Here is a 15,534-nt window from a genome sequence, read left to right on the forward strand (position 1 = left end):
TTACAGATCCTTCTGGTCAGCAGGGCCAAAGATCTTTGCAGCCGGCGATTCAGGGGTAACTCGACCGCTCAGTTCCGGGTGGTGCAGGTCCAGAGCTGGACGCTCTGAACGGATGCGTGGAATCGAGTGGAAGTTGTGACGTGGTGGTGGGCAAGAAGTTGCCCACTCCAGCGAAGCACCAAAGCCCCATGGATCGTCTACGTCGATCTTTGCACCATTGCGGAAGGTGGTCCATACGTTCCAGAAGAACGGAATCATGGAGGCACCAAGAATGAATGCAAATACGGTCGAAACCTGGTTCATGGTGGTGAAACCATCTTCAGGCATGTAGTCGGCGTAACGACGTGGCATACCCATTACACCCAACCAGTGCTGGATCAGGAAGGTTCCGTGGAAGCCGATGAACAGCATCCAGAAGTGAATCTTGCCAAGACGCTCGTTGAGCATCTTGCCGGTCCACTTTGGCCACCAGAAGTAGAAGCCAGCGAACATTGCGAAGACAACGGTACCGAAGACCACGTAGTGGAAGTGTGCCACCACGAAGTACGAGTCAGAAACGTGGAAGTCCAGCGCAGGTGCCGAAAGGATAATACCGGTCAAACCACCGAACAAGAAGGTGATCATGAAGCCGATGCTCCACAGCATTGGGGTTTCGAAAGTAATCGAACCGCGCCACAGGGTACCGATCCAGTTGAAGAACTTCACACCGGTTGGTACAGCGATCAGCATGGTCATGAAACCGAAGAACGGAAGCATTACCGAGCCAGTGACGTACATGTGGTGTGCCCACACGGAAACCGACAATGCAGCGATCGAGATGGTCGCGAAGACCAGACCCTTGTAACCGAAGATCGGCTTGCGGCTGAAGACCGGGAAGATCTCAGAGACGATACCGAAGAACGGCAGCGCAATGATGTAAACCTCTGGGTGTCCGAAGAACCAGAACAGGTGCTGCCATAGGACTGCACCGCCATTATCAGGATCAAAGATGTGAGCACCAAAGCGACGATCAGCACCTAAAGCGAACAGCGCAGCTGCCAGCGGTGGGAAGGCCATCAGGACCAGCAATGAAGTGATCAAGGTGTTCCACGAGAAGATCGACATGCGCCACATGGTCATACCAGGTGCACGAAGGCAGATGATCGTGGTGATGAAGTTGACGGCACCCAAGATGGTACCGAAGCCCGACAGTGCTAGACCGAAGACCCAAAGGTCTCCGCCAACGCCTGGCGAGAAGGTGGTGTTCGACAGTGGAGCGTAAGCGAACCAACCGAAGCTTGCTGCACCCTGTGGGGTGAGGTAGCCGGCCAGCGCGATTGCCGAGCCCATAGCGAAGAACCAGAAAGCCAAAGCGTTCAGACGTGGGAAGGCCACATCTGGGGAACCGATCTGCAGTGGCATCATGACGTTAGCAAAACCAGCAAACAGCGGGGTTGCGAACATCAGGAGCATGACGGTGCCGTGCATGGTGAACAGCTGGTTGTATTGTTCCTTGGTCTGCAGGATCTGCATACCTGGCTGGAACAACTCTGCACGAATCAGCAGCGCCATAACGCCACCTACACAGAACAGAATGAACGAGCTGATCAGGTACATGTACCCGATCTTCTTGTGGTCAGTCGAAGTAATGTAGTCGACGAAGATGCGACCCTTCGACTTTGGAACCACGGCCGAGGTAACCGACTTGAAGTCGTCAGAAGCGTATTCAAATGTTGACATAGCGATTACTCTCCTTCCCCGTGCTCTACAACTTTGCCGTTTACTGCGTCAGGCTGACGGTCGTACTCTTCACCGATGTGTCCATCGTCCATCTTTGCAAGCTGAGCCTTGAATTCGGACTCGCTTACAACCTTGACGTTGAACAGCATTTCGGAGTGGTACTCACCGCAGAGCTCGGCGCACTTACCGTCATAGTTACCTTCAACCTGTGGGGTGAGGTAAATATGGTTCGTCTTGCCCGGGATCATATCCAGCTTCTGCAAGAAGGCTGGTACCCAGAACGAGTGGATGACGTCGCGGCTGTTCAGATCTAGCTGTACCGACTTGCCAGCTGGCAAGTACAAGGTTGGCAGCTCTTCACGAGCACCTTCTGAACCGTCGGTGTGCAGGTGAGCCTGAGTGCCGGTGAAGTGCTTTTCAGATCCCTGGTAGGTGTAGTTGAAGTCCCAAGACCACTGCTTGGCACGAACGTCTACGACGAGCTGAGAATCAACCGGCTTGTTGATGCTCTTCTCAAGGGTGTTGTTGAAGCTAAAGAAGACTAGAACAAGGACCAAAGGAATGGCCGTGTAGAAGATCTCCAGTGGCATGTTGTAGCTCAGCTGACGTGGGTAACCCGTGTCAGTCTTACGGCGGCGGTAGGCGACGATGCACCAGAGCATCAATCCCCAGGTCAAAACACCGATGACTACCACGGCGATCCACGAGTGAACCCAGAAATCCTGGATTGCACCGGTGTGGTTGGTGGTGTCGCGCTCCACGTTGGGGAGCCAACCGCGTTTTGCCTCCGCTGAACATCCCGTCAAAAGCAGTGCGCCAGTGCCGACTAAAGCCAAAACTTTGGCTTTAGCAGACCCGCGACTGCCGGTTCGGTCTTGCGAACTCACAGACGGCCCTTCCTCTTTGTTGGTGCAGAATGTGGTCTTCATAAGTCACCTCGTGGTTAAACGAGTTGCACAGTGAGGTGGCTCACGAAGAGGAAACATAGTTTTACTACTTAACGTAGAGCTTACCCTCTCAGGGGTCAGAATGCCGAAAAACGCCGCTGTTCTAACGAGAAATTTCTTCAACGTTTGAACAGCGGCGTTAGTTCCCTAAGACCTAGTGGAAGGAGTCTCCACAGGCGCAAGAGCCGGAAGCCGTAGGGTTATCGATGGTGAAGCCCTGCTTCGAGATAGTGTCCTCGAAGTCAATGGATGCACCAGCAAGGTATGGGACGCTCATCTTGTCTACGATGACCTCTACGCCATCGAAGTTACGCACAGCGTCACCATCGAGCATGCGCTCATCAAAGTAGAGCTGGTAGATCAGGCCCGAGCAGCCGCCTGGCTGAACGGCGATGCGCAAACGCAAATCGTCGCGGCCTTCCTGCTCCAACAATGAGCGCACCTTGTCTGCGGCCACATCGGAAATGTTTACCTCATGGGTTGGCAACTCGGTTGGGTCACCCTTGGTCTGGTCAACAGTTACAGTCATGATTTCCTCCCATTACTGCTAGTTATGGCTTCAGCTTCAAGGATTGCCCTCAAAGTTCAGCCTCTGCTCTTGGTTCTATCCTACGTCGCAACAGCTAAGATTTCTCCCCCTGTGTCACTTCGTATGACGCGCCTCATAGCCCTTCGACGTTGATCCTTGCCAGTAGAAGCGCTTCGGCCTCGATAGCGTGCTGGAAGTCTCCGATGTGCAGTGACTCGTTCGCGGAGTGCGCCCTTGAATCAGGGTCCTCAACACCGGTCACAAGAATCTGCGCCTTCGGGAAGACTTCGAGCAAATCAGCGATGAATGGGATTGAGCCACCTAAGCCCATATTTACCGGTACAACACCCCAAGCTTGTTCCAACGCCCATCGGGCGGTGTCATTAGCCGAAGCATCAAGATCAGCCTTATAAGCATTTCCGGCTTCGGTTGCCTTGAAGTCCACCTGTGCACCGCGAAGATCGACACCCATTACGTGCTCTTCTAGGGCGGACAGAGCCTGTGCTGGATCTTGTCCCGGAGCCAATCGCATCGAAACCTTAAAACGCGTTTGCGCAATGAGGGTATTCGACGACTGATCAACGCTAGGCATATCCATTCCAATGACGCTCAGCGCTGGTTTATTCCACAGGCGATCGGTGATCTTCCCGGTACCGGCCAATTCGAACGAATCCAGGACGCCCGAGTCATTGCGGAACTGCTGCTCGTCGAAGTCGACGTCCGCAGTTTCATTGGACACCAAGCCCTGAACGGCGACCGAACCATCTTCATTGTGGAAGGTGGAGATGAGCTTTGCAGCGAGTAACGGCGAGTCCAGCACTGGACCGCCAAACATGCCCGAATGAACGGCGTGCTTCAGCGAACGAACGGTAATCTCCGCTGCACACATACCGCGCAATGAACTGGTCAACGCCGGGGTACCCACGGCCCAGTTACTGGAGTCGGCAACAACGATCACGTCGGCTGCCAGCTTGTCCTGGTGTGCTTCGAGGAAGTTGCGGAAGGACGGCGATCCAGCTTCTTCCTCACCTTCGAAGAAGTAGGTAACGCCAACACCAAAATCGCTGACCAGATCAAGCACCGCGCGCAATGCGGCGATGTGAACCATGATGCCGGCTTTGTCGTCGGCAGCGCCGCGGCCAAAGAGGCGGTCCCCTACCTTGGTGGCTTCGAATACCGGCGTGTTCCAATCCGCGTCGTTGCCTGGAGGCTGCACGTCATGGTGGGCATAAAGCAGAACGGTTGGCTTGCCGGGAGCTGCCTTGCGTTGAGCGACAACTGCAGGAGCGCCCATCGTGCCATCGTCAGCTGGTTCGCGCAGAATCTCTACCGATTCCATGCCTGCGTTCTTAGCTAACTCGGCGACCGCTTGTGCGGACTTCTCTAAGTTCTGCGGATCAAAGGACTCCCAAGCGATGCTCGGGATAGAAACCAAAGTCTTGAGCTCTTCGAGGATCTGCTCGAAGTTTGAATCAATGTGGTTCTTGAGTGACTGAATATCGACGCCATTCGTTGCGGCGTCGAAGGTTGAATTTGTGCTCATGTCTTCAGCCTAGCAATTCCTCGCGTATCGAATGTCACGTGGCTAACTATTTCCGGCTAAGATGGTGGGGTGTTTGGACGTAAAAAGGATGATCCTCAATCCCCCGTAAATGTACAGCCCGCAGAGCAGGCTCCGGATTCAACGGATGGCCGTAAAGCGGGACCAACGCCCAAGCGCAGTGCGCAGCAGGCAAACCGTCAGCGCCCCTTGGTGCCTACTGACCGCAAGGAAGCCAAAGAAGCAGAGCGTCAGCGACGCATCGAAGCTCAGAACCGCCTTCGCTTGGCCAATGAGACAGGTGAAGAGCGCTACCTGATGCCACGTGATCAGGGTGAACAGAAGCGCTACACTCGCAACTTCATTGATGCTCGTTGGATGTTCGGCGAGTTCATGATGTTTATCATCCTGGCCTTCTTGGTGATCTCGCTGGTATTCCAACGGAATCTGCCGGTTCAGATGATCGTTCAGATCGCCCTCTGGGTTGTTATCGCCTTGATCATCCTTGAAGCGATCTTCACTTCAATCGTGCTCAAGCGTCGCCTAGTGGCAAAGTTTGGCCATATGGAACGCGGTATCCGCATGTACGCAGCGATGCGTGGAATGCAGTTCCGTAAGCTTCGTTTGCCGAAGCCACAGGTCGCCCGAGGCGCCAAAATCGACTAATTTCGGCTGTACCAGCCACTAAGGGACAAGCTCAAAAGAGCTTGTCCCTTTTCTAATATCCTTTAGTGGCCAGTTACAATGTTTAAAGTGTGTATATACTTTTACAAGGTTTTACTAAGGGTTAGTGTCCTGGCCCTAAAAACCTTGTACTCCCCCGAGCAGACGCATTCCTTATCGACTTGTAGTCGCGGATACAAAAAAGCAGTGGAGAACAAGTTCAAACTCGTTCTCCACTGCTTTACCAAATCATGCTTTTTCCAGCGCAGCTGATTACAGAATGCGCTCTAGGCTCTTGTTGATCGAGCGCGCCCAGAACGGTCCTTCGTAAAGGAACGCGGTGTAACCCTGAACGAGGTTTGCGCCTGCGTCCAGTCGATCCTTAACGTCTTGGGCATTCTCAACACCGCCCACAGCGATCAGTGCCATCTGTTCAGGAACCAAGGAACGCAGCTGGCGAAGTACTTCGAGGGAACGCTGCTTCAAAGGAGCACCTGATAAACCGCCGGCGCCAATTTCCTGAACCTTCGCAGAATCGCTCTTTAGCCCATCGCGTCCAATGGTTGTATTGGTGGCGATAATTCCGTCGAGCTCAAGTTCCACTGCCAACTGGGCAACTTCAGAAACGTCTTCGTCACTCAGATCCGGTGCAATCTTGACCAGCAACGGAATATGACGACCGGCTACGTTATCTGCCAGCTGTCCAACTTCACTGAGCAGTGGTCGCAACGACTCCACACTTTGTAGCAAGCGTAGACCCGGAGTATTTGGGCTGGACACATTAACCACGAGGTAGTCCGCGTGGATGGCCAGCTGACGTGTTGACGCGAGGTAATCCCCCACTGCATCTTCAAGTTCGACAACTTTAGTCTTGCCGATGTTCACGCCGATCACCGGACGGGTAGCGTCGTAATCACTTTTCAGTGCTTGACGAGCATTGGATACTCTCGCTGCAACGCGTTCGGCGCCTTCGTTATTGAATCCCATACGGTTGATCACCGCACGGTCTTCAACCAGACGGAAGAGTCTCGGCTGCGGGTTACCTGGCTGCGCCTGACCGGTAACCGTACCGATCTCGACGTGTCCAAAACCAATGTCGCTGAGCGCAACGATCCCGGTAGCGCCCTTATCAAAACCAGCCGCGAGTCCAAACGGTGATGGGAAGTCAATGCCCATGACGGTTCGCTTCAGCTTAGGTGCCGGCGCGAAGAATTTACGCGTCACTTTGGTGAGCCCTGCGCGTTGCGCAATCTTGATGGCGTTGAATGCAAAATGGTGTGCCTGTTCAGGATCCATTTTGGTGAACACATGTTTGAAGACCAGAGGGTAAATGCGCATAAAATCATTTTCCCGTGAAGAACCTCAAACAGCCAACTCGAGATGGGTAGTATTCAAGATATGAAGTTGCCGACGAGTCCCTCGAGCGAATCGTGGCCCGATTATCTTTCCTCAACACTTTCGGGCCAATGGACCGCAGATCCTATGGGAGAAGACTTTGAGCAGCGTACTTTAGATTTTGGTGTTGATGACGAAGGTCCGGCTGTTGCAACTCTGGTTCGCTACGTTCCGCCAGGGCGGCGACATAAGCTCGGCAGGAAAGCCCAAGGCATTGTGCTTAGCATCCACGGGTGGAGCGACTACTTTTACAATCGAGAGCTGGCAACTTTTTGGCACGCTCATGGTTACCACTTTTACGCGTTGGACCTACGACGGCACGGCCGCAGCCTGAGGTCTGAACATCAACTGCCAGGGTACGTGGATGATCTTTCGATCTTCGACCAAGACATCGAAGCGGCCCTGGACCTAATGAGTACCGAGCATCACGGCCTTCCGGTGGTAGCCCAGGGCCACTCAACCGGTGGCCTGATCCTGAGTTTGTGGATCGCTCGAACCAATCCAAAGATCAAGGCACTTGTACTGAATTCACCCTGGCTCGAATTTCAGGGAACCGCCTTTTTGCGCATTCCTATTCATGGGCTGATGGAAGCGCTCACCAGAACAAATCCACGTCGAAAACTGATGGGCCCAGAATTTGATCACTACTGGCAGTCGCTGAGCACCCAGGCACAAGGGCAATGGGACGTTCACCGGCTATGGCGACCTCGGCTCGCTTTTCCCAATACGGCCGGATGGCTCAAGACGATCTTTGAAGGCCACGCCATGGTCGCCAAGGGGTTAGGTCTAAAGCTGCCCATCTTGGTCATGACATCGGACCGGACGCGCATCGGCACTAGTTACTCCCCCGAGATGCAACATTCCGATTCAGTACTCGACGTTCAACAGACAAGACTCCGGGCGGCAAAGCTAGGTAGCTTTGTCACCCTATGTGAAGTTCCCGGTGCCATGCACGACGTCTTTACCTCGGCCGAACCGGCGCGGGCATCTGCCTACCAAGATCTTGGTCTGTGGTTACGAATGGTTGGTACTGCTCGGCCATAATACTTAGCTCTGAGGCTTGTCCACTGCGCCGCCATAACGACGATCGCGTTGGGCGTATTGCTCTACCGCGGTAAAGAGGGTGCGGCGGTCAACATCAGGCCAGAGCTGATCCAGGAACACCATCTCGGCGTACGCGGATTGCCACAGCAAGAAGTTGCTGGTTCGCTGCTCTCCGCTGGTGCGTAGGAACAAGTCCACGTCAGGTAATTCAGGGGCGTACAGGTACTTGGCGATGGTCTTTTCGCTGACAGCGCTGGCACGAAGCTTTCCGTCAGCAACATCCTTGGCGATTTCGCTCACCGCGTCGCCGATCTCAGCGCGTCCGCCGTAGTTCACGCACATGGTCAGCTGGCAACCTAGGTTTGCTTCGGTGGCTTGCTCGGCAACGCGCAGTTCGTTGATCACTGATTTCCACAGTCTAGGTTCGCGACCGGACCAACGGATTCGTACGCCCCACGAATTCAGGGTGTCGCGTTGGCGACGAAGCACATCGCGGGAGAAGCCCATGAGGAAGCGCACCTCTTCGGGACTACGTTTCCAGTTTTCGGTGGAGAAAGCGTAGACAGAAACGTACTTGATGCCCATTTCCACGGCACCAGCAATAACGTCCAGCAGGGCAGCTTCGCCAGCGCGGTGTCCCTCGGTACGAGGCAGTCCACGTTCATTGGCCCAACGTCCGTTACCGTCCATCACGATGGCAACGTGTTCAGGAATCAGCTCACGTGGAACCGTTGGCATGACCGGGTTCGCAGGGTGTGCATAGGGTGCGACGGGGCCTGGTCGGCCGGTAATCTTGGGAAGTTTTTTCAATTTCTCTCCACGAGACGTAGGGAAGTTACTGCGCGCTCAAGGTGCCACTGTAAATAGTTTGCCACGATGTCCGCGGCCTGCTTGCGTGCGCGAGGTCCGGCTTGGGCGACGGTGTCCCAATCGCCGGTCAGCAGAGCTTGCAGGTATTGGATGGTCACTGGATGTGGGGACAATGAACCAGCCGGGCGGCAGTCGGTACAAACGACCCCGCCTAGCTGCACATGTACCGCTTCATGCGGCCCCGGCTTGCCACAACGGACACAATTGGTGAACGACGGCGCCCAACCTGCAATTGAAAGCGCCCGCAAGATGTAGGAATCGAGCACGGCTCCGGAATCCACCCGCTGTTTGGAGAGCAACGCAATGGCACCATGGAACAGCCGGTACTGTTGGGCGATATTATCGCTTTCGGCCTCAAGAAGTTTTTCAGCGATCTCGGCCATCGCATTAGCTACCGTATAACTTGGATAATCTGCCACCAGCAGGTGCCCATAGGAGTTTTGAAGCTGGGCCTGAGAAACGATATCTAGGTTTCTACCCATCACCAGCAGCGCCTCGACCTCCATAAAAGGCTCGAGTGTTGCGCCGAGTCGCGAGGAAGTACGACGAACGCCTTTGGCAACGGCTCGCACGATCCCCTTGGGCGTGAGCAGGGTGATAATTCGGTCCGCTTCACCCAGTTTGTGGGTACGTAAGACCAAACCACGAGTGTGGTAGCTTTTAGAAGCAAAACCTGATCTGGACACGAAGAATATTCTCCCACTACCCAGATCAAACTGCGCAATCAGCAAAGGTGCGAGTGTCGCAGGCAATTAAAACAGCGCACAGCGGGCACGAAGTTGTTTGACTTCGTGCCCGCCGTGCGTTGAAGAGGCTTGTGGCTAGGCGGCGTCGCGGATTGCGCGGTTCACTGCCGAAACCACTGCCTTCAGGGCAGCAATGTTGGTGTTGGTGTCCATACCAATGCCCCACAGGATGCGATCTCCCACAGCACATTCAACAAAGGCTGCTGCGCTAGCATTGCCACCTTCGCTCAGTGCGTGCTCGGTGTAGTCCAAGACGCGCAGATCCACGCCGTCTTCGTTGAGCAGCTTGACCAGCGCGGACAGTGGACCGTTGCCCTGAGCACTACGCTCGTGAGCTACACCGTCGATAACCAGCTTGGTATCCAGCTGGAAGCTGCCGTCTTCAGCCGAGGTTGCAATGACTGAAGCGATTTCGTAGTAGCCCCATGGATCCAAATCTGAATCCTTGGATACTGGCAGGTACTCATCTTGGAAGACGTTCCAGATGCGCTCCGAGGAGATTTCGCCACCTTCGGTATCGGTGGTGCGCTGGATGACACCAGAGAACTCGATCTGCGCACGACGTGGCAGATCCAGGTTGTAGTCGTTCTTCAGCAGGTAGGCGACGCCACCCTTACCGGACTGCGAGTTCACACGAATCACAGCTTCGTAGGAACGACCAATGTCCTTCGGGTCGATCGGCAGGTACGGTACAGCCCAAACCAAGTCGTTGATGTCCTTGCCCGCGGCATTTGCCTTGGCTTCCATGGACTCCAGACCCTTCTTGATCGCATCCTGATGTGATCCAGAGAAAGCGGTGAACACCAGGTCGCCACCGTAAGGGCTGCGTTCTGGAACTGGCAGCTGGTTGCAGTATTCAACAGTGCGACGGATGTGGTCCATGTCGGAGAAGTCGATTTCTGGGTCAACACCCTGACCGAACATGTTCATGCCCAGGGTCACCAGGTCCACGTTGCCGGTGCGCTCACCGTTACCAAACAGGCAGCCTTCGATGCGGTCTGCGCCGGCCAGGTAGCCCAGTTCAGCTGCGGCAACACCGGTGCCACGGTCGTTGTGTGGGTGCAGTGAAAGAATGATCGAATCGCGGTTAGCCAGGTTGCGGTGCATCCACTCAATGGAGTCGGCATACACATTAGGGGTGGCCATTTCCACGGTGGCTGGCAAGTTCAGGATCATCTTGTTTTCTGGAGTGGCCTCCAGTACCTCGGCCACCGCCTCGGAGATGCGCTTTGCAAAAGCCAGCTCGGTACCGGTGTAGGACTCAGGCGAGTACTCGTAGGTGATCTTGGTGCCGGTCAGCTGCTCTTCGTACTTCTTGCACAGACGCGCGCCCTGAACTGCGATGTCCACGATGCCGTCCTCGTCCTGACGGAAGACTACTTCGCGCTGCAGGATCGAGGTGGAGTTGTACAGGTGAACGATGGCCTGCTTGGCGCCTTCCAGCGCTTCATAGGTGCGCTCGATCAGGTGCTCGCGTGACTGGGTCAAAACCTGGATGGTGACATCATCAGGGATGCCGCGTTCGATCAGCTGACGCACAAAGTCAAAGTCGGTCTGCGAGGCGGACGGGAAGCCGACCTCGATTTCCTTGTAGCCCATCTGGACGAGCAGGTCGAACATTTTGTGCTTGCGCTCAGGACTCATCGGGTCGATCAGCGCTTGGTTTCCATCACGTAAGTCAACGGCGCACCAGCGCGGGGCCTTGATGATGTACTTATCGGGCCAGGTGCGATCGGGAAGGTTTACTTCGATCTGGTCCTGGAAAGGAACATACTTGTGGATTGGCATGTTCGAAGATTTCTGCATGTTCTGCATTTCGGTGTGTCCCCTAGACAAAAATAGTGCTTAGTTTGTGGGGCCAGACAAGAGCTACTCCGCGACGAGGGGTCGGCCTGTAGACCACTAACGGTCCTTTGGATCCTCGCAGCGGCACAGTAGAAGTAGAAGCTCGAAATGCACGATTTGAGCATAACACCGAGCGTTCGGCAGGGTTCAAACTTATGTCGGACTTGTGTCACATTGTGGACAAGATGCCTGGGGTTGCCGGGCTTAAAGACTTCATCCCTGCCGGTCCAAAGACCGACAGGGATGAGAGTAAGGATGAAGATTTCTAGCTATGCCTAGAAGCCCAAACGTCCCAACTGCTTAGGATCGCGCTGCCAGTCCTTGGCCACCTTGACGTGCAAGTCGAGGTAAACCTTGGTGCCAAGCAGCTTTTCGATGCCCTTGCGCGCGTTGGAGCCAACCTCGCGCAGACGCGAGCCACCACGGCCAATAACGATGGCCTTCTGGCTGGATCGCTCAACAAACAAAGACACGTGAATATCGAACAGCGGGTTGTTCTCGGGACGACCTTCACGAGGGATCATTTCCTCAACAACAACTGCCAACGAGTGTGGAAGTTCGTCACGAACGCCCTCGAGTGCTGCCTCACGGATCAGTTCGGCGACCATCTTGGCCTCAGGCTCATCGGTCAGCTCGCCGTCTGGGTACAGTGGTGGGCCCTTTGGCAGCTGCTCAACAAGTACGTCAGCGACTTCCTGAACCTGGAATTCCTTCACTGCCGAGACCGGGACGATGGCCGAGAAGCCGTTCTCCCCAAAGTTTTGGGTTCCCATTTCGGCTACGGCAATAAGTTGCTGCGCCAATTGTTCGCGGTCTACCAAGTCAGCCTTGGTGACCAGGGCGACGATGGGTTTGCGCTGCAACTGCGCGAGCTGGGTGGCGATGTAACGGTCACCGGGGCCAATTTTTTCGTTGGCTGGGATGCAGAAGCCAATCGCGTCAACTTCGGAAAGGGTGTCTGCTACCAGATCGTTCAGGCGCTGCCCGAGCAGGGTACGCGGACGGTGCAGGCCCGGGGTATCAACCAAGATCAACTGGGCATCTTCGCGGTGCACAATGCCACGAATGGTGTGGCGAGTGGTCTGTGGTTTTGCCGAGGTGATGGCAACCTTCTGGCCAACCAACGCGTTGGTCAGCGTCGATTTTCCGGCGTTAGGTCGTCCCACAAAGGAGGTGAAGCCCGAACGGTAGTTCTCGGGCCACCCACTGGTGGAAAGCAGGTTATGGTTTTCGCTCATGTGCGGAATCCTCGTTGTTCTCATTATGGTCGGATGCGTCCGTCTCCAGACGCTCTACATGGATTTTGCCAATGCGGTTTCGTCGCCCGGCGAGGGCAACTACGGTCAACCGCAGACCGTGCACATCGGCGGTGGAGCCGAGTACCGGCACCGATTCTAGCGCCTTGGACAATAGACCGCCGACCGTGTCGACGTCTTCCTCGTCAATGTGCATTTCGAAGTGATCGGCGATGTCATCGATGGATGCGGTAGCTACAGCAAACAACGACCCATCTGGGTTTTCGATCAGTTCGGCCCTCGATCGATCATACTCGTCGTCGATCTCGCCGACGATTTCTTCCAGTAGATCCTCGAGCGTGACCAGTCCGGCCGTTCCACCGTACTCGTCAATGACCACGGCAAGATGGATTGATTCTTGCTGAAGTTCTTGAAGTAGCTCAGCGGCCGATTTTGACTCCGGAACAAACCGCACCTTGCGGGCTAGATCGCTCAGCGTTTGGGCTTGTTGCAGTCCGTGGATCTCGCGGATCAGGTCCTTGAGGTAGATGATGCCGAGGATGTCGTCGGTATCTTCACCGATCAACGGGATGCGTGAGTAACCCGAAGCGATGAACAGGTCGATCGCGCTATGCAAGGACTGTTCTGAGGTGAACACCACCATGTCGGTACGTGGGACCATCACCGAGCGCACACTGGTTTCTTCCAAGTCGATGACCGAAGAAATCAGCTCGGCTGATTCCTCATCAAGGTCTTCGCCTTCGGAGGCACGATCCACGAGGTCCCGCAATCGTTCTTTGCCAAGGTAGCCTGCTTCATCGGTACCGCCGGGGCTTAGTGCTTTGGCGATTGAGGCCAGCCAATTGGTTACCGGGCCGAGAGCAATACGTAGCAAGCGGACCAACGGCGCGGTATTTTGCACCACGCCTTGAGCATTAGAGCGTCCGTAGCGTCGAGGTGAAACGCTGACCAGCACAAACCCGAGGGCGGCCATAACAATGGTTGAAAGCAATCCGATGAGCCAGACGCTGTCGATCCATTGGGCAACGAGCAACGCCACGGCAACTGCTGAGGCTGTTTCAAACCAGATGCGCCAGAACTTGATGGCTTGCGCGTGTGTTTCGGTGTCATCCAAGATCGCCGAGAGGGCCTTGGAATTTGATTCGGAACGTAGCCGTTCAGCTGCGTGCCGAGATAATGCGTAGAAGGCTGAATCCGCGGCGGTGAGCACGGCAGAGCTTGCCATAAAAACCAGGGCGAGAATCAGCAAAAGTATTTCCACGGGGTTATTCCACCGTTTCCTTCGGTGCAGGGCGTCCCGTGTAGGCCTCGAGCAAATTGCGTTGCAAGGTGAACATCTCTTCTTTTTCTTCTGGCTCCATGTGGTCGAAGCCCATCAAGTGCAACAGACCATGGGTGGTAAGTAGCAAGATCTCGTCGTGCGTGCTGTGCCCACCGGCTTCAGCCTGCGCTTGGGCCACGGTAGGGCAGATGACGATATCGCCGAGGATGCCGTTCTCCCCCGGTGCCTTCGCGGTTCCCGGACGTAGCTCGTCCATCGGGAAGCTCATCACGTCGGTGGGACCTTCAAGGTCCATCCATTCCACGTGCAGAGCACTCATGGCATCTTCGTCGATAAAAACGACAGATACTTCGGTCTCAGGATGCAGGAACATTGACTTGAGTACCGAGTCCGCCAAGTTGGAGACGTCTTGTAGGTCAACGTCGTACTCAGTTTCGTTATTTACTTCAATGCTCATTTGCTGCGCCGTCCCCGGTTGTGGTCTTTGCGTCGGGTGTCATCCCAACTGTCGTAGGCAGAAACAATGTCTGCGATCAAGCGATGGCGGACAACATCTGATGCATCCAGACGGCACATGCTGATGTCATTGATGCCTTCAAGTACTTCGCTGGCCATGCGCAGACCCGAGACAGTATTTCCAGGCAGATCTACCTGGGTGATGTCTCCGGTCACTACCATCTTGGAGCCGAAGCCCAGACGGGTGAGGAACATTTTCATTTGTTCGCTGGTCGTATTCTGCGCTTCGTCAAGAATCACAAAGGCATCATTCAAGGTGCGTCCACGCATGTAGGCCAAGGGGGCTACCTCAATGGTTCCCGCCTCCAACAGTTGTGGAATCGTTTCAGGATTCACCATGTCGTGCAACGCATCGTAGAGCGGGCGAAGGTAAGGGTCGATCTTGTCGGTTAATGAACCGGGCAAGAATCCTAGCTTCTCCCCTGCCTCAACGGCCGGACGAGTCAGGATGATGCGGCTTACCTGCTTGTCCTGCAGGGCAGCTACTGCCATAGCCATGGCGAGGAAGGTCTTGCCGGTACCGGCTGGACCAATACCAAAGGTGATGGTCGAGTCTTCAATGGCATCGACATAGCTTTTCTGATTGACCGTTTTTGGTCGAATGGCACGGCCGCGTCCGGAAAGAATCTTTAGGCCTAACACATCGGTAGGTGCATCGGGATTGCCAGCGCCGAGCATCTTGATGATCTGCTCAATGGTTTCGGCGCTCATACGTGAGCCACGCGTAGCCAGCGAACGAGCTTCTTCTGTTACTCGTTGAGCTTTGCGGACTTGCTGATGATCGCCAACTAGAACCAGAGTCTGGCCATTGGGGCGGAAACCAACCTGAGGATAAGCACCAGAGAGAATTCGCAAGAGCTCATCGTTTGGTCCCAAAGTGGCGATCATGAGTTCAGCTGTTTCAAAACTGATGGTCAGCGATGCGGAATCGATTTCCGCTTGCGTCTTATTCTGTTCAACCTGCATGCAGTGCTTGCTGCCCCTTTTGTGAGCTTGGCGGTGGTGTTACTTTGTCCTTGGTCCCATTCTATCCAGTCATCAAGAATTCGGGCGAAAATTCAGGTCTCAGCGTAAGTACGAGACCTGAAAGTACCCTTGAATGAATCTATTCGGAGCAGGTCGCGAAGATATAGATTTGGTTACGGATTAGTAGGGAGGGTACTTTTTGGGTCGTTTTGGACA

Annotated in this window: 14 protein-coding genes; 2 read left to right on the plus strand and 12 right to left on the minus strand. The window is 54.9% G+C overall.

The window, feature by feature from the left end:
* From ctaD to AC1Z3F_RS05330, 4 genes are all read right to left on the minus strand, one after another.
* Entirely contained in the window at positions 1–1,719 is a 1,719-nt protein-coding gene (gene ctaD / locus AC1Z3F_RS05315) for an aa3-type cytochrome oxidase subunit I (protein WP_131088214.1), read from the minus strand.
* A gap of 5 nt (positions 1,720–1,724) precedes the next feature.
* Positions 1,725–2,606 carry an aa3-type cytochrome oxidase subunit II gene (ctaC, locus tag AC1Z3F_RS05320; RefSeq protein ID WP_131088215.1) on the minus strand — a complete coding sequence of 294 codons (882 nt, stop codon included), beginning with the start codon at positions 2,604–2,606 and terminating at the stop codon, positions 1,725–1,727.
* 214 nt (positions 2,607–2,820) lie between these two features.
* Entirely contained in the window at positions 2,821–3,195 is a 375-nt protein-coding gene (locus AC1Z3F_RS05325; RefSeq protein WP_131088216.1) for a HesB/IscA family protein, read from the minus strand.
* Positions 3,196–3,328: 133 nt separating this feature from the next.
* Positions 3,329–4,738 carry a M20/M25/M40 family metallo-hydrolase gene (locus AC1Z3F_RS05330; RefSeq protein WP_483566715.1) on the minus strand — a complete coding sequence of 470 codons (1,410 nt, stop codon included), beginning with the start codon at positions 4,736–4,738 and terminating at the stop codon, positions 3,329–3,331.
* 69 nt (positions 4,739–4,807) lie between these two features.
* On the opposite strand from AC1Z3F_RS05330, the gene AC1Z3F_RS05335 reads away from it, so the two are divergent.
* Positions 4,808–5,401 (plus strand): DUF3043 domain-containing protein, encoded by a 594-nt coding sequence (locus AC1Z3F_RS05335; protein WP_131088218.1) that lies wholly within the window; start codon positions 4,808–4,810, stop codon positions 5,399–5,401.
* Positions 5,402–5,671: 270 nt separating this feature from the next.
* Here the strand turns inward: AC1Z3F_RS05335 and AC1Z3F_RS05340 are convergent, their stop codons facing one another.
* Positions 5,672–6,736 (minus strand): quinone-dependent dihydroorotate dehydrogenase, encoded by a 1,065-nt coding sequence (locus AC1Z3F_RS05340; RefSeq protein WP_131088219.1) that lies wholly within the window; start codon positions 6,734–6,736, stop codon positions 5,672–5,674.
* Between the two features lie 60 nt (positions 6,737–6,796).
* Here AC1Z3F_RS05340 and AC1Z3F_RS05345 point away from each other — a divergent pair, with 60 nt between their 5' ends.
* Entirely contained in the window at positions 6,797–7,837 is a 1,041-nt protein-coding gene (locus AC1Z3F_RS05345; protein WP_483566716.1) for an alpha/beta hydrolase, read from the plus strand.
* Between the two features lie 3 nt (positions 7,838–7,840).
* Here the strand turns inward: AC1Z3F_RS05345 and AC1Z3F_RS05350 are convergent, their stop codons facing one another.
* The 7 genes from AC1Z3F_RS05350 to AC1Z3F_RS05380 form a co-directional block, all read right to left on the minus strand.
* Positions 7,841–8,575, minus strand: a complete 735-nt coding sequence (locus AC1Z3F_RS05350; protein WP_483566939.1) for an isoprenyl transferase — start codon at positions 8,573–8,575, stop codon at positions 7,841–7,843.
* Positions 8,576–8,643: 68 nt separating this feature from the next.
* On the minus strand, positions 8,644–9,393 hold the full coding sequence (gene recO / locus AC1Z3F_RS05355) for a DNA repair protein RecO (protein ID WP_131088221.1): 750 nt from the start codon (positions 9,391–9,393) through the stop codon (positions 8,644–8,646).
* Between the two features lie 135 nt (positions 9,394–9,528).
* Positions 9,529–11,268: a 2-isopropylmalate synthase gene (gene leuA, locus AC1Z3F_RS05360; protein WP_131088222.1), complete on the minus strand. Its 1,740-nt coding sequence runs from the start codon at positions 11,266–11,268 to the stop codon at positions 9,529–9,531.
* A gap of 305 nt (positions 11,269–11,573) precedes the next feature.
* Positions 11,574–12,536: a GTPase Era gene (era, locus tag AC1Z3F_RS05365; RefSeq protein ID WP_483566717.1), complete on the minus strand. Its 963-nt coding sequence runs from the start codon at positions 12,534–12,536 to the stop codon at positions 11,574–11,576.
* Complete coding sequence (locus tag AC1Z3F_RS05370) at positions 12,520–13,815, minus strand: hemolysin family protein (RefSeq protein WP_131088224.1); 1,296 nt, start codon at positions 13,813–13,815, stop codon at positions 12,520–12,522. Before AC1Z3F_RS05370 ends, era begins: the two co-directional genes overlap by 17 nt.
* A 4-nt stretch (positions 13,816–13,819) precedes the next feature.
* Positions 13,820–14,293 carry an rRNA maturation RNase YbeY gene (ybeY, locus tag AC1Z3F_RS05375; protein ID WP_131088225.1) on the minus strand — a complete coding sequence of 158 codons (474 nt, stop codon included), beginning with the start codon at positions 14,291–14,293 and terminating at the stop codon, positions 13,820–13,822.
* Complete coding sequence (locus AC1Z3F_RS05380) at positions 14,290–15,318, minus strand: PhoH family protein (RefSeq protein WP_483566718.1); 1,029 nt, start codon at positions 15,316–15,318, stop codon at positions 14,290–14,292. Before AC1Z3F_RS05380 ends, ybeY begins: the two co-directional genes overlap by 4 nt.
* Positions 15,319–15,534: the final 216 nt, after the last annotated feature.

This window comes from Glutamicibacter sp. MOO4 (assembly GCF_056934395.1).

What these genes read in the sequence shown, in the direction of transcription:
- AC1Z3F_RS05340 (WP_131088219.1), bottom strand. Translation starts at nt 6,736, where the DNA reads ATGCGCATTTACCCTCTGGTCTTCAAACATGTGTTCACCAAAATGGAT.
- leuA (WP_131088222.1), bottom strand. Translation starts at nt 11,268, where the DNA reads ATGCAGAACATGCAGAAATCTTCGAACATGCCAATCCACAAGTATGTT.
- AC1Z3F_RS05380 (WP_483566718.1), bottom strand. Translation starts at nt 15,318, where the DNA reads ATGCAGGTTGAACAGAATAAGACGCAAGCGGAAATCGATTCCGCATCG.
- AC1Z3F_RS05350 (WP_483566939.1), bottom strand. Translation starts at nt 8,575, where the DNA reads ATGCCAACGGTTCCACGTGAGCTGATTCCTGAACACGTTGCCATCGTG.
- era (WP_483566717.1), bottom strand. Translation starts at nt 12,536, where the DNA reads ATGAGCGAAAACCATAACCTGCTTTCCACCAGTGGGTGGCCCGAGAAC.
- AC1Z3F_RS05345 (WP_483566716.1), top strand. Translation starts at nt 6,797, where the DNA reads ATGAAGTTGCCGACGAGTCCCTCGAGCGAATCGTGGCCCGATTATCTT.
- AC1Z3F_RS05325 (WP_131088216.1), bottom strand. Translation starts at nt 3,195, where the DNA reads ATGACTGTAACTGTTGACCAGACCAAGGGTGACCCAACCGAGTTGCCA.
- ctaD (WP_131088214.1), bottom strand. Translation starts at nt 1,719, where the DNA reads ATGTCAACATTTGAATACGCTTCTGACGACTTCAAGTCGGTTACCTCG.
- AC1Z3F_RS05330 (WP_483566715.1), bottom strand. Translation starts at nt 4,738, where the DNA reads ATGAGCACAAATTCAACCTTCGACGCCGCAACGAATGGCGTCGATATT.
- ybeY (WP_131088225.1), bottom strand. Translation starts at nt 14,293, where the DNA reads ATGAGCATTGAAGTAAATAACGAAACTGAGTACGACGTTGACCTACAA.